The organism is Pseudomonas izuensis, from assembly GCF_009861505.1.
Taxonomy (GTDB): domain Bacteria; phylum Pseudomonadota; class Gammaproteobacteria; order Pseudomonadales; family Pseudomonadaceae; genus Aquipseudomonas; species Aquipseudomonas izuensis.
On record NZ_WTFT01000041.1, the window covers coordinates 19,568 to 33,728 of the forward strand.

Below are 14,161 nucleotides of genomic sequence, written 5' to 3' on the forward strand. Positions count from 1 at the left end.
TCAACCTGGCTTTCGCGGGGATGCGCCACTGTCTGCCGATTGCAGAAAGCCACGAGCCAACTGCTGATATAACTCAGGCCCCATTCTGGCGCTGACCGCTTTGGCGATCAGCGCCACGGCCATGAGGCTGATGACCATGCCATGACTGTCGATCATCTCCATCACGATGATCGCGGACGTGATCGGCGACTGGGTTACCGCAGACAAAAAACCGACCATGCACAAAGCAATCATCGGCTGTGCAGCCAGTCCGAAGATCTCCGCGACGTTGGCTCCGATGGCCGCCCCTACCGCCAGGGAAGGGGCAAAAATACCACCGGGGATACCGGAAAAGTAAGTCACCACGGTCGCGAGAAAACGCGTGATCGGCGCGTGCCATGGCAGGCCGACATCGGACACGATGATCTGGGATGTGATCCCGTAACCACTGCCAAACGACATCCCACCACTGAGCCAACCGAATATCGCCACAATGACTCCACATATGCCGGCGAACCAAACGGGATGCACACGACGCCATTCCCAGACGACAAATCGCTGATGCCGCTGCGGCCACAGCAGCATCCGGCTGAACAATCCACCCAGAAAACCACATCCAATACCGATCGCCAGAACCGGGACAACGATGTCGAGATGGATATCTTGAACGTCGAAATGGCCGAAATAGTTGTAGTTGCCCTGCAAGGCAATCGCGACCATCCCCGACAAGATAATCGTGCTGAGCAAGACCCCGCTGGTTCGGGTTTCCAGCTTGCGCCCCAGTTCCTCTACCGCAAAGGCCACACCGGCTAGCGGCGTATTGAAGGCTGCCGCAATGCCTGCCGCCCCTCCGGCCAGAATGAGGTCTTCGCTGCGGATGATTCGCGCATTGGGCAGGTAACGGTGGAAAAAATGCATGATCGAAGCGGCGACCTGCACCGATGGCCCTTCACGTCCAGCGGAAAATCCACCGGTCAGCGCCAACGTACCAAGGCCTATCTTGGCAAAGGCAATGCGCAGCGACACCAGTTTGTCGACACACTTGCATTGATGCGCCAAGCGCGTAGCGGCGATCACCTGAGGAATGCCGCTGCCTTGGGAGCCAACAAAAAAACGGGTGGTCAACCACACCACCAACATGCCGACCAAAGGTGTGTAAATAAACGGCAACCAGGGTCGATCGGCGGTCTGTTGCGCAAATTGCGTCAGCGCCAGATCAGCCAGCCGGGCAAACATCACGACAAGCAGCCCCGCCAAGGTGGCGGCAGCCCAGAGTGTCACCCGTGTGCGCCAGCGGATGGAGGCGAAGCGGCGACGCAGTAGCACTATCGGTTTGATCACTCGAGCGAATTCCCATTGAGTTTCAGCACTGTGGTGCAGGCAAGACTAACTGGATATGCGGGGACGTCCAATCGCTCTGGCTCAAGTATTGCCACGCCTCGCATCACTGCAAACCTGTCTGCGGTCACGTTAGGTCCGCGCTGCACCCACCGAAATTCGCTCAAATCCCCTGTCAGCGTCTGAATCAACTACAGTGGATTCACTCTGCATAAGCCAAGAACAAGACGGAGATTTCCCATGCGAGTAAAAAGCCGCTTTATCCTGTTGGCCGCCGCTACGTTGGCGGTCGCCACCGCAGCTCAGGCCGCCCCGGTGTTCATTAACATCCTGACTGGTGGAACGAGCGGGGTTTATTACCCAATTGGTGTTGGCCTGTCGCAGATCTACAACGATGGCATCCCAGGCGTGAAAACTTCGGTTCAGGCCACAAAAGCCTCGGTGGAAAATTTGAACCTGTTGCAAGCCGGTCGTGGAGAGTTGGCCCTCGCACTGGGGGACTCCGTAGCGGATGCGAAGAACGGCGTGGAAGACGCCGGTTTCAGCGCGCCGTTAACCAAATTGCGCGCCATCGCAGGGGCCTACCCCAACTACATTCAAATCGTGGCCAGCAAAGAGTCGGGAATCAAAACCCTGGCGGACCTCAAAGGTAAGACCATCTCCGTCGGCGCCCCAAAGTCAGGCACTGAGCTGAACGCGCGGGCGATCTTCAAAGCAGCAGGCCTGACTTATGAAGACATGGGTAAAGTGCAATACCTGCCCTTTGCCGAGTCAGTGGAATTGATCAAGAACCGGCAGCTGGATGCCACCCTGCAATCTTCCGGGTTGGGCATGGCGGCTATTCGCGATTTGTCCTCCGTCATGCCGTTGAACTACGTTGCCATCCCCACGGATGTAGTCGCAAAAATCGGCAATCCCGCCTATCAGGGCGCAATGATTCCGGCCAATACCTATGATGGGCAACCTGAAGCGGTGCCGACGGTGGCGATCACCAATATTCTGGTAACGCGTGCCGACGTGTCCGATGAAGTGGCTTATGAAATGACCAAGCTGCTGTTCGAGAACCTGACCCGCCTAGGCAATTCTCATTCGGCGGCCAAAGACATCAAGCTGGAAAATGCAGCCAAAAACCTGCCGATAGCACTGCACCCGGGCGCGGAACGTTTCTACAAGGAAAAGGGCGCGTTGTAATGACACAAGGCGCGACGGCCTGGGCCGCAGCGCCTTAGTTCGCTCTTTTCAATGTGGTCATGAGGTAGGCAACTAATGAGTGAAGAGCATCAGGGCATCTCTGCGAATCCGCGAGACTGGCCAAAAAACCTGTTTTACGTGGCGTTGCTGTTCTCGATTTTTCAGATCGTCACCGCAGCGTTTGCACCCATCTCAAGTCAGGTTTTACGCGCCGTACACGTCGGTTTTTTGCTTTGGGTAGTCTTTCTGAGCTACCCGGCTTTCGGCAAGGATCGTCCTTGGCAACCGCTGGCTTGGGTATTCAGTTTGGCTGGGATTGCCACGGCTTTGTATCAGTGGGTGTTCGAGGCCGACCTGATTCAGCGCTCCGGCGATCTGACGGCCGCAGACACCGTGATTGGTCTCGTGCTGATCGCATTGGTGTTCGAAGCCGCCCGACGGGTTATGGGAATTGCGCTGCCCATCATCTGTGGCCTCTTTCTGGCCTATGGCTTGTTTGGCGAGTATCTGCCCGGTGATCTGGCTCACCGGGGATATGGGTTTGACCAGATCATCAACCAACTCTCATTCGGCACTGAAGGGCTGTACGGAACGCCAACCTACGTGTCTGCCACCTACATTTTCCTATTCATCCTGTTCGGTGCATTTCTAGAACAGGCTGGCATGATCAAGCTGTTCACCGATTTCGCCATGGGACTGTTCGGTCACAAGCTGGGCGGGCCGGCCAAGGTCGCAGTCGCCTCTTCAGCACTGATGGGGACCATTACCGGCTCGGGGATTGCCAACGTCGTGACGACAGGACAATTCACCATCCCGCTGATGAAGCGCTTTGGTTACCGGGCGGCGTTTGCCGGCGGGGTCGAAGCGACCTCCAGCATGGGCAGCCAGTTGATGCCGCCCGTGATGGGGGCCGTCGCCTTTATCATGGCTGAAACCATCAACGTGCCGTTCGTGGAGATTGCCAAGGCGGCGCTGATTCCCGCGATTCTTTACTTCGGATCGGTATTCTGGATGGTACATCTGGAAGCCAAACGCTCGAATCTCAAAGGCCTCCCAAAGGACCAATGCCCCAGTGCCCTAGGCGCGGTGAAGGAGAACTGGTACCTGCTAATTCCCTTGTTGGTCCTGGTCTACCTGCTGTTTTCCGGTCGCACCCCCCTGTTCTCCGGCATGGTCGGGCTGGCACTGACGGCCATCGTCATTCTCGGCTCTGCGATCATTCTCAGAGTGCACAGTTTTGGCTTGCGCTGTGCGTTCTGGATCGCCCTCGGGGTTCTGTGCACCGGATTCTTCCAACTCGGAATCGGTGTGATCTTTTTAGTCATCGCAGTGCTGGTATTGGTGTGCGGGTTCATCAACGGCGGCCGGGAAACGCTGACGATCTGCCTGCATGCGCTGGTCGAAGGTGCGCGACATGCCGTACCAGTGGGGATTGCCTGTGCGCTGGTGGGCATCATCATTGGCGTGGTGTCTCTGACAGGCGTCGCCTCAACTTTTGCGGGTTATATTTTGGCCATTGGCCGGGACAACCTGCTGCTGTCACTGGTGCTCACAATGATCACCTGCCTGGTGCTAGGCATGGGCATTCCGACCATCCCCAACTACATCATCACCAGTTCAATCGCAGCCCCTGCACTGTTGGAGCTGGGTGTTCCCCTGATCGTGTCACACATGTTCGTGTTCTATTTCGGCATCCTCGCTGACCTTACGCCACCGGTGGCTCTCGCCTGCTTCGCGGCAGCACCGATTGCGAAGGAGACCGGATTCAAAATCAGCCTATGGGCAGTTCGCATTGCACTCGCTGGATTCATCATTCCATTCATGGCCGTCTACAACCCGGCGCTAATGTTGCAAGGTGACAATTTATGGATGACTGCCTACATGCTGATCAAGACGACGTTGGCGGTCGGTCTGTGGGGAATGGCGTCAACCGGTTACTTGCAACAGAAGATGGCGCTATGGGAACGCTTCTTGAGTGTTGGCGCAGGTGCGCTATTGATCGTGGCTTTGCCGCTGACCGATGAAGTCGGTTTCGCACTTGGGCTGCTGGTAATTCTTCAACATTTGTGGCGGTCCAAGCAGGTGGGGACGGCTAACGCATGATTGGATTGTGTATGGGCCTGGCGGGTGTCGCTTGGGCCCAGTTATCCATTTCGCAATTCACACTGGCGTGGAACCACACCATCGAGAAAATCCGTTGGGAGGAGGATTACCGCGTCACCAAGCAAGGCCTGGTGTTGGTGGAAGCCAGAATCCGGGGCAACGGCGCGGGAATGGAAGTTCCTGAGGACGCTCGACTGGAGAACGGCAGTTGGCACTACCGACGACAGTTGCCACCGCTTCAACCTTTGCGTCTGGGACGAACGCCTGAGGCTGGGGACTACCAATTGTGTATTGATGGGGCGTGTTACTTCATGAGTCAATGGATTGGGGCACCGACTAATAGCCAACCGTTCATACAGATTTGGAGTTGTGAGACAGGCTAATGTTTGTGCATCCGAATGCGGCATTGGAACGGCTGGTCATCAATTCGACAACCTGAAAAATCCCCTATGGATACTTTTGAGCGCATTTTACCTACGGCTAAAACGCAAGGGATCATTATCAGGAAGGTGATCGCGTCCCATCAGATTCAAACTTTCGCAGACGGCCTCTGCTTCTTCGCGCACGAGGTACTTCTCGCCGACGAAAACGCCTGTAATCGTATTGATGATTCTGTAATAAAAATCTGCGCTGGCATTGTTCGCCGAATCTCGATCAACCTGCCCATCGACCTTAAATAGAGGTCGTTTTTGCACGACAAATATTTCGTCCATACCGCCCCCAGGCTTGGTTCCCCGATCGTGAAAGCCACTGCTTCCCATCCGCGCAGACGGTTTGAAGTCTGTCGTGTAGAAGGTACCTCAGGGGGGGAATCACGTCGACTAGGCGGGGGGCGTTGCTAATTCTCGGTGGGATCAAGTGAAAGAGACGTTTATCGCACGAGACGCCACAGGGTGACCAATAACCCCGAGAACTCCGCGCGTGCGGTGAACGCCCATGATCTGATCTGTGCAAAGGGCAGGCAATCAGGGATTTGCCCGGAAGTCTCCATACCCTCTCGGCAGCTCCATCCAGGTGTCAAGAGTTGCAAGCTGCCTGGCGACAGCAGCGTCCCACTCAGGCCCCCGAGCCATGTTTCTACTCATCATGTCGAGGATGACGGCTGTCGCCTGTTCGTACCCATGGTGTATTTCCAACGCTTTTGCCAAAAACTCTTCTTGCCGAGTCATAGGGGGCTCCAAAGGCGGAAACCGAGCATTGATTTGCATCCATGCAAAATTGACATCGGAATGAATTCGTTGGTTGCAGGGAGCTCGTCGATAGCCCCAGCTCCACATCAGTCACACCCGATTGTTTCACGCAGTGACCCGACTAGCGTAGGTGCACACCAAACCAAAGGCCAACAAAAAGAACGCCAAATAAGGGGTCATGCTTCCCACCTCTCGGTACGGGGTGTATCTGGTTCTGAATATATCCGTACTTTTGCAGGCACCATGGTTAAGGTGAGTTAAGAAAATTTAATCTTCGGCCGCAACGCTGGTCACTAAGGTAGACCTGCCTAGGCTTTCGGCATCGAGTCGCAAGCATTAAAAGCAGGCTGAAGCGGAGGATGATATGAGTTGCGCATTGGTCATAGAGGACGACAAGGTGACGGCGGAAGTCATCATCACTGAACTCCAACGCCACGGTTTCAGTTCAAAATGGGCTGCAACTGGACGCGATGGGCTGGCACTGGCGATTGCGGGAGGTTATGACGCCATTACCCTGGATCGAATGCTTCCCGATTTTGATGGCCTGACGATTATCAGTACGTTACGTAGCCTTGGAATTCAAACGCCGGTCCTGATGATCAGTGCACTTTCAGACGTCGATGAACGGGTTCAGGGGCTACGGGCTGGTGGCGATGACTATCTGACCAAACCCTTTTCTGCTATCGAGATGGTCGCACGTCTTGACGCGTTGCTTCGCCGCACCAGTGCAGACACAAGCCATCCGCAACTCCGTTGCGGAAACCTGCAATTGGATCTGGTTGAGCACAAACTGACTCGAAATGACGAACACATCCTGCTGCTACCGACCGAATTCAAGCTGCTCAATTACCTGATGCGCAATGCCGGTCAGTTGGTCACCCGGACCATGCTGTTTGAAGAGGTCTGGGGTTATCACTTCGACCCAGGGACGAACATCATTGATGTTCACATTGGTCGGCTGCGCAAAAAGCTTGAAGGAGATGAAGGTACTCCCGTCATTCATACAATACGCGGTGCCGGCTATGTCCTTACTACCAAAGACTGAGGAATGGCGCTCATCCGGTAGTCGATTGATCGGGTTCTACGCCATATTTTTTGTGGTTTGGGGCGCTCTCTTCACCGGGGTGTTGTACTGGCAAATCTCGCACTACCTGGGAACCGTTGCAGAGCGGACATTATTGCAGCGTGCCCACTACTATCAAAAAATCGATGACAAAAAACTGGTGAAAGAACTGGCTGCCAGTGAAGCCTATTCAACGCCCGGGATCGATGCTTACGGATTGTTCACATCTGACGGACAACACGTTGCCGGAGACCTGCTCAAACTGCGCTCCAGTTTGCCCGATGATGGCAAGGTTCATTATCTCGAGCGCGGACTGAGCATTGCCTTACCTGACAAAGAAACCAGAAGCAGTTATGCCCTGTTAACACGCCGCCCTGACGGGCATATTCTTATTCTGGCGCGTGACGGTGGCTCGATCTTGGCCGTTGGCGGGATTATCGAGCAGGCATTGATGTGGGGATTTTCGTTAACACTCATCCCCGGATTGATTGGCTGGTATTTGCTGAGACGTCTGCCGTTACGCCGCGTCAAACGCCTGCAGCTTTGCACCGAGAGTATCGTTTCGGGCAACTTGTCGGAGCGCTTACCCTTATCCTCCCGCCGCGATGAATTGGATATGCTAGCAAACGCCGTGAATACGATGCTCGATCACATCGAGCAACTGATGCATGAGGTAAAGAGCGTTTGCGATGGCGTTGCCCACGATCTGCGTACGCCACTCACACGGCTGCGTGCAAGGCTTTATCAGCTCCAACAACTGCCTATGGACAGCGATCACGAGCAAATATTGAATCAAGCCCTTGAGGAAAGCGAATCGATCATGGTGCGTTTTCAAGGCTTGCTTCGGGTTGCTGAACTCGACGACACTCGTCGCCGCTCGGCATTTGCACCGTTCCAAATCATGGCGCTGTTGCAGCAAGCGCATGAGTTTTATGAGCCTTTAGCTCTGGATCGTTCTCAGACGCTCACCCTGGAAATTACCAATGACCTACCCCAGCTGTATGGCGACTCTTCGTTGATGTTTGAAGCCTTGGTCAATTTGCTCGATAACGCCATCAAATTTACACCAGAGGGAGGCCACATCAAATTGCGGGGTAGCATCAAGGATTCAGCGGTCGCCATTGAAGTCGCTGACGATGGGACTGGCATACCCGAGACAGACCGCACCCACGTCATTCGCAGGCTCTATCGCGGTGACGCCAGCAGAATGCAACCCGGCCATGGCCTCGGGTTATCCCTGGTCGCGGCCATCGTAAAATTACATGGCTACACGCTGGATATTCAGCCTGCCGCCATGCCTAGCGGTACCCGAGTCTTGATTATCTGCCCGACAATTTCCAGTTGATGCAGATTTATCGACATCTGCACATTAAATTTAACTTAATCCAACTTAATTTGAGGCCCCCAGCCCTGAGGGCTAGCTTTGCAGCACATTCTGCTGATCCAAGGCCACTTCCTTGTGAAACACCTGCTGTCCCCGTTTGTGTTAACCATGCTCTGCCTAATGCCTGTAGTGTTGGCTAACCCTGCGCTGGCTGAAATCTACTCACCAGGAGCAATGATCCCTGCCCCGCCAAAGCTCGGGGCTAAAGCCTGGATACTGATCGACGCGGCTACGGGTAGCGTGATTACCAGCCACAACAGCGATATGCGATTACCCCCCGCAAGCCTGACAAAAATGATGACCGCGTACGTCACCACAGGTGAAATCAAAGCCGGGCACCTGAACGCTGATGACAGCAGCTCCGTTAGCGAAAATGCCTGGCGTACGGGTGGTTCACGAATGTTTCTTGACCCGGACAGTTCGGTTTCAGTTAACGACTTGCTGAGCGGTGTGATCATCGACTCTGGCAATGACGCAAGCGTTGCGCTCGCCGAACATGTGGCCGGAAGCGAAGCTGCCTTCGTCGTGATGATGAATTCCACCGCATCCGTTTTAGGCATGGGTAACACACACTTTGTGAATTCCACCGGGCTGCCTGATCCAGAGCATTATTCATCTGCTCGCGATATGGCTTTGTTGGCCCGGGCAATCATCAGCCAAGGGGCTCACTCCTATGCCCTTTACTCCAAAAAACACTTTTCCTGGAACGGTATTCGGCAAGCCAATCGCAATCTACTTTTATGGCGCGATGCAAGCTTTGACGGATTGAAGACTGGCCATACCGAGGCCGCCGGTTATTGCCTGGTGGCTTCGTCGCACCGAGCCGAGCGACGCTTGATCAGTGTGATATTTGGCGCTAGCAGCGCACATAAACGCACGGCAGAGACAGAAAAGCTCATGGGTTATGGTTTTCGCTTCTTTGATTCCCAAACCTACAAAAAAGCTGGGGAGATACTCACGTGGTCTGCGCTCTGGAAAGGCAAAGAACGATTGATCGCCGTGGGCTTGCTGGACGATCTGACCCTCACATTGCCCAAAAATGAAAATCGTGAAGTAGAGACACGACTGGAGATTGACGGACCACTCGAAGCACCTATTTCTGCTGGTACCATCGTTGGAAAACTGGATTTGTACGATGCTGAGCAGAAACTTGGGAGCCTGCCATTGATCGCACTGGAGGACGGTGAACCAGGTGTTTGGTGGATACGTTGGTGGGACACAATGCATCTATTTTTTTACAAAACAATCCGCGGTTGGTTTGATGAACCTGCGATTGCATGACCGTGGCCGACGCTACCTCGCACCGAGGCGGAAAGCCTCGGATGACTCACGGAGTTGGAGCATCCGATGAACTCCGATGACTTGCAAAGAGATTTAGCACTGTCGAAGTTCTTCAAGGGCAATTCAGCACTCAATGACGCCGTTAAGGGACTGAGTGAGGATGAAAAGAAACTGTGCATCGAGTCAGCCTTCGAAGAAGAGGCCACGCGCCTGGGGATCGAGGTGTGGGAATTAACTCTTACCTTGATTTCAGAGTCTCGCGAGGAACTGAAATGCTTGATCATAGAATTTCATCGCGAGGTGGCAGAAATGGTAGAAATGGAGTGGGAGGAGTATTGCAAGCTAAACGAAATTAACGGGCAGTCTTGTTAAGTCATTGGGGTAATGATCATGAGTTATGAGGACATTTCAGCAGGTATTGAAATCCCTAATGATTTTTTTACAGTTATAGACATCCCTGCAAACCACTCTCCAGTTAATTACGAAGTTAATAAACAAAGTGGGCAAATTTTCGTTGACCGGTTCCTCAGCACATCGACACTCTATCCGGCCTACTACGGATTTATTCCAAATACGCTGAGCGATGATGGCGACCTTCTGGACGTACTGCTGATTTGCCCCTACCCGGTATCGCCTGGCGTTGTTGTTCGCAGTCGACCAGTCGGGGTGATTTGCACAAAAAATGAAACTGGTACAGGAGCCATAATCGTAGCGGTACCTCATGAAAGGCTAAGCCCTATGTACAGTAACGTGAAGGAATGGGAGGACCTTCCTGTTCTGTTGCTCGCCCAAGTCCAACATTACTTCGAGTACTGTAAGGCGCAAGAGCCAAGCAAATGGCTGAAGATGGGGCATTGGGGAAGTGCAGATGACGCAAAGGCAGAGATTCGTAAGTCGATCGCAACTTACATTGCAAACTGTAAATGAATGCCCTGAGTATTTTTGAGGGCTTGTAAATAAGGGTTTGTTAGTTCAACGCCGACATGTATGCCTTTTGACCTTACATTCAATGGCCGAGGCGAGTTCACTGGCATTTTTTTCGCGTGCAGTGCAGCCCTTCGGAGAAGGCTAGCCGGTGAGGTGAAGAAAATGCATATGTCGCTCGTACTGATCAAGGATATCCCCAATCACGTCTTCACGAGACCATCCCATAATATCGTGATCCTGACCCCCTTCACGTAAATGCACTTCGGCTCGAAAGTATTTACGCTCCTTATCCTGCGTGTCACTCATTGCAAAACTCGGCATGTTGTAGGGATGGGGTCGTACCTCGTAAATGAACTCAGGATTATCAGCACTCCCAACGCTGAGTCGAACGTTACCGTCTTCCACATCCTCTACATTGCAAGAATAGCCCTGCTTGCGCCATTCCTCGGCCACCGACTGGCAGACTGGCTTTGCGGTCTCCGAAATGAAGCGAAGTACATGAGCTCGACGCGGGAACATGGCCATCGTCCTCAGCCGGCGTTGCCAGCCCCCTGTACTACGAGCCGCACCTGGCGAAAGTGATTGATAACGCAGTCCGCGCTTTGTGGCGTCGAGCTTCAGCGCCTTGAGCAATCCTCGCATACTGAATAGAAGAATGATGGTGAACGGCAATGCGCTGACAATGGTCGCTGTCTGTAGCGCTTTCAGACCGTCGGCCAACAGCAATGCGATTGCAACCAAGCCCATGCTGGATACCCAGAATACTCTTTGCCAGACTGGTGTTTCGTAGACCTGCCAGAGGCCAGCATATCAACGACCATCGCACCGGAATCTGCGGAGGTCACGAAGAACACTAAGACCATGACGATGGCAACCAGCGAGATCACCCCGGAAAAAGGGAAGTGCTGGAGGAAGGCAAATAATGCAAGGGATGTATCTTTATCGATGGCTGCTCCAAGGTCTGTCAGGCCCTCGTTGAGGATCATATATGAATGGCGGTGTTCCCGAACACCGTCATCCATAGCAGCGTGAAGCCCGCCGGCACCAGGAGAACGCCAGTCACGAATTCACGGATAGTTCGGCCACGAGAAATACGAGCGATGAAGAGGCCAACGAACGGAGACCAGGCCAACCACCAGCCCCAGTAAAACAGCGTCCACCCTCCAATCCAGTCCGTAGGCTGGTAGGCATATAAGTTCAAGGTTCGACTGACGATTTCCGTAAGGTAACCTCCGGTGTTCTGTACGAACGTCTGCAGAATGAACACCGTTGGTCCAAGCACGATGACCATCAGAAGCAACAGAACCGCCAGACTCAGATTGAGCTCGGAAAGTCGACGTACCCCGTTGTCCAAGCCAGTGACGACTGAGATGGTAGCGAGCGCTGTTGTGGCAATGATCAAGATGATCTGCACTGTTGTGCTGTTGGGTATACCAAACAGGGCGTTGAGTCCCCTATTGATTTGAGAGACACCAAAGCCAAGTGAGGTGGCGACGCCTAGAACTGTCCCAATGATCGCGAAAATATCGACAGCGTGGCCAATCGGGCCATAGATGCGATCACCAATCAGCGGATACAAGGCAGACCTTAACGTTAATGGCAAGCCGTGTCGGTAACTGAAGTAAGCCAGGATCATCGCTACGATGGCGTAGATCGCCCAAGCATGCAGCCCCCAGTGAAAAAGGTGATTTTCATCGCCTCGCGGGCAGCCTCAACCGTACTGCCGTCCCCCACGGGCGGATTGAGAAAATGCATCACGGGTTCAGCCACACCGAAAAACATCAAACCAATGCCCATGCCAGCCGAGAACAGCATCGCGAACCAAGTCGTGCTGCTGTAGTCCGGGGTGCTGTGATCCGGTCCGAGCTTGATGTCTCCGTACCTGCTCACGCCGAGGAAGACCACTGTGCCGAGAATGATGGCCACCGCCAAAATATAAAACCAGCTCACGTTGGTGATGATCCAATTTTGGACATTCGCGAACACTATCTGGGCATGACTATGGAAGATGCTGGCGTATAGCACCAAGAGAAGCAGGATGACAGCTGATGTGTAAAAAACCGGGGGGTTGAGCATAGGTTCGGCGTTTATGTCGGCATTGGCTGTCATGCAAGTCTCCTTGAGGTGGAGCACATCCGTGAACGTATCATATGGCGCTGTGGGTTGCCCTTCAGCGCCAGTCTCGGGTCGCACCCGAGGATCACTGACGTAAAGTGAACGTAAAAACCGAACGCCGAGAGCCTCTCGGATCACTCTCCAAACATGCGTACTGAGCTTTAAGCGGAGCACCCCGGGTGGGATAGCCTGGATGCTCGAAGGTTCCGGTAGTACGCAGAGGCGAAAGTGGACCGAGAAATAACAAGGAAATGCAATTACCGCGACTTACGCTCCATAGCTAGTGCCTGCCCAAGGCCAGTAAAGTCATCCGTTACGCCGTCTGGACCTGTTCCGCGCCCTGATCCTTGATAGCTTTATGTTCGTAGACGTTGTTCCCAAGGGCTAAAGCCCCCTTCGTAAGCAAAATCTCAGAATTACCTTTTCCCAGCCTCTAACTGAAATCGGCCTATGCTGTCTTTTCGATGAGGCGAAAAACCTGACCTTGAAGGAAAAGGCGCGTGAACGTGAACTGGGAAGGAATGCTGCCGATCGAAGGTACGGTGATCGTTATTGAGGATGATCCGACGCTTCGAGCACTGATGACGGACATCCTGTCCGAGATTGGCGCCCAGTCTCTGGCTTTTGAGGCTGCAGACGACGCACTGACGTACTTTTTGCAACACGCTTTCCACTGCCCGCTTGTGATCGTGGATCAGGGGCTACCAGGACAGATCCAGGGGATAGAGTTTATTGAGATGATCCAGAGTCGTCTGCCTTGGATCGCCTCCATTCTCACCTCCGGTTATTTGATCGATCCATTCAACTTACCGGTCCATACGATCAATCTGCACAAGCCTTGGTCGCTGGATGACCTGGTAATTTCGGTGGCCATCCTGCTGCAGCCCGGTAACCCCATCAATAAAACCTCACCCTGAGTCGCTGGAGCTTTCAGTTACTGAGAAAGGCGTAACAAACGACGTCCTATGCCTGCTGCTAACAAGCTCCACATTTTGCGCTGCCGCCGCGCTCGCGACCCTCTTGTTGTTCGTTTAGCCGTTCTTCGCAAGCTACCACCTATGGTTCAAACTGCTGTTCGTGGCACGCAGAAACAGCCAGAAATCGTCGACGACGTGAAGAGCAATTTCTCGCGAGGCAGTGATCCATCAGAAGGCACACTATTCACTATGGCTGTTCGGCAGTCGTAACCCTTATTAGCGGTCGGAGATCATCGTACTGCTTTTAGTCAAAAAATTCAGGGAGCTATTACCCCACCAACTGAGGAAAGTAACCCACTGAAAATAACTGCGTTTTACCCGCTATTGAGGAATATCCCCCACTGTCCCCAATTTACCTCCTCCCCTGAATACACAATTGGAAACAACTAACTAATTAGTTTGAACTTTTTTCCGGGCCCGCAATACGGCCCACCTGTTGCATGGCCCCTTTTACCCGCAGCAGCTGTCGTCCCGATAGAAGGCGGTGGGTTTCGCCGATATGGCATGACGCGAGGGGTCCCAACATGAAACATGTCAAACCGCAGTCCACATCAACCCGCTACTTGCGAAGGCCCGGAGTGATCTGCGCGGCGATGCTCATCACCCTTGCCTC

At 53.6% G+C, this 14,161-nt stretch carries 11 protein-coding genes and 1 pseudogene; 9 read left to right on the plus strand and 3 right to left on the minus strand.

The window, feature by feature from the left end; translation table 11 throughout:
- Nucleotides 1–1,320 carry a chloride channel protein gene (locus GPL81_RS27440; protein WP_160109247.1) on the minus strand — a complete coding sequence of 440 codons (1,320 nt, stop codon included), beginning with the start codon at nucleotides 1,318–1,320 and terminating at the stop codon, nucleotides 1–3.
- A 237-nt stretch (nucleotides 1,321–1,557) separates the two neighbouring features.
- Here GPL81_RS27440 and GPL81_RS27445 point away from each other — a divergent pair, with 237 nt between their 5' ends.
- From GPL81_RS27445 to GPL81_RS27455, 3 genes are all read left to right on the plus strand, one after another.
- A complete protein-coding gene (locus GPL81_RS27445; RefSeq protein WP_160109248.1) occupies nucleotides 1,558–2,508 on the plus strand; it encodes a TAXI family TRAP transporter solute-binding subunit in 951 nt (316 codons plus the stop codon).
- A gap of 75 nt (nucleotides 2,509–2,583) precedes the next feature.
- On the plus strand, nucleotides 2,584–4,611 hold the full coding sequence (locus tag GPL81_RS27450) for a TRAP transporter permease (protein ID WP_160109249.1): 2,028 nt from the start codon (nucleotides 2,584–2,586) through the stop codon (nucleotides 4,609–4,611).
- Nucleotides 4,608–4,994, plus strand: coding sequence for a DUF1850 domain-containing protein (locus tag GPL81_RS27455; protein ID WP_160109250.1), 387 nt, complete (start codon nucleotides 4,608–4,610; stop codon nucleotides 4,992–4,994). Before GPL81_RS27450 ends, GPL81_RS27455 begins: the two co-directional genes overlap by 4 nt.
- Nucleotides 4,995–5,081: 87 nt before the next feature.
- Here the strand turns inward: GPL81_RS27455 and GPL81_RS27460 are convergent, their stop codons facing one another.
- On the minus strand, nucleotides 5,082–5,324 hold the full coding sequence (locus tag GPL81_RS27460) for a hypothetical protein (RefSeq protein WP_160109251.1): 243 nt from the start codon (nucleotides 5,322–5,324) through the stop codon (nucleotides 5,082–5,084).
- An 841-nt stretch (nucleotides 5,325–6,165) separates the two neighbouring features.
- On the opposite strand from GPL81_RS27460, the gene GPL81_RS27465 reads away from it, so the two are divergent.
- The 5 genes from GPL81_RS27465 to ppa all read left to right on the plus strand — a co-directional run bounded on the left by GPL81_RS27465 (nucleotide 6,166) and on the right by ppa (nucleotide 10,456).
- Nucleotides 6,166–6,846: a response regulator transcription factor gene (locus GPL81_RS27465; protein ID WP_160109252.1), complete on the plus strand. Its 681-nt coding sequence runs from the start codon at nucleotides 6,166–6,168 to the stop codon at nucleotides 6,844–6,846.
- Nucleotides 6,824–8,209 carry a sensor histidine kinase gene (locus GPL81_RS27470; RefSeq protein WP_160109253.1) on the plus strand — a complete coding sequence of 462 codons (1,386 nt, stop codon included), beginning with the start codon at nucleotides 6,824–6,826 and terminating at the stop codon, nucleotides 8,207–8,209. Before GPL81_RS27465 ends, GPL81_RS27470 begins: the two co-directional genes overlap by 23 nt.
- A 147-nt stretch (nucleotides 8,210–8,356) precedes the next feature.
- Entirely contained in the window at nucleotides 8,357–9,529 is a 1,173-nt protein-coding gene (locus GPL81_RS27475; protein WP_484573239.1) for a D-alanyl-D-alanine carboxypeptidase family protein, read from the plus strand.
- A 66-nt stretch (nucleotides 9,530–9,595) separates the two neighbouring features.
- A complete protein-coding gene (locus GPL81_RS27480; protein WP_160109254.1) occupies nucleotides 9,596–9,901 on the plus strand; it encodes a DUF6388 family protein in 306 nt (101 codons plus the stop codon).
- 18 nt (nucleotides 9,902–9,919) lie between these two features.
- Complete coding sequence (ppa, locus tag GPL81_RS27485; protein ID WP_160109255.1) at nucleotides 9,920–10,456, plus strand: inorganic diphosphatase; 537 nt, start codon at nucleotides 9,920–9,922, stop codon at nucleotides 10,454–10,456.
- Nucleotides 10,457–10,597: 141 nt separating this feature from the next.
- Here the strand turns inward: ppa and betT are convergent.
- Nucleotides 10,598–12,532, minus strand: a pseudogene (gene betT, locus GPL81_RS32070) (choline BCCT transporter BetT).
- Nucleotides 12,533–13,071: 539 nt separating this feature from the next.
- Between betT and GPL81_RS27495 the strand changes: the two are divergent.
- Nucleotides 13,072–13,488, plus strand: coding sequence for a response regulator (locus tag GPL81_RS27495; RefSeq protein WP_178122631.1), 417 nt, complete (start codon nucleotides 13,072–13,074; stop codon nucleotides 13,486–13,488).
- Nucleotides 13,489–14,161 lie beyond the last annotated feature (673 nt).